Below are 341 nucleotides of genomic sequence, written 5' to 3'. Positions count from 1 at the left end.
ACCGGCTGTTTGTGTGAAGTGATTCACATCCGCCGTGTCGATGGAGGCGCATTATAGGGAGTTCTCGAGCGTCCGCAATAGAAAAATGGCAGAAAAATGACTGACTGCTGCATTCCCCAGCAAAACCCCGCTTTATACCTCGTTACACACAGAATTATCCACAGGAGAGCGTAAAAACATGACCGCTAGCCCCGTGGATCGCCAGCTATATAGAAGGAGAATCACCGGCCTGGAGAGAAACATAAAAATTCGCGAGCGTTGCGCAAACGTTTTCGTTACAATGCCGCGCTATGACACGGATGCCCGGTTGGGTGCGTTAGGTGAGTTTTTAGGCAAAAACT

This window comes from Klebsiella sp. MS 92-3 (assembly GCF_000195655.1).
Lineage (GTDB): Bacteria > Pseudomonadota > Gammaproteobacteria > Enterobacterales > Enterobacteriaceae > Klebsiella > Klebsiella pneumoniae.
This window is presented reverse-complemented; position numbering follows the sequence as displayed.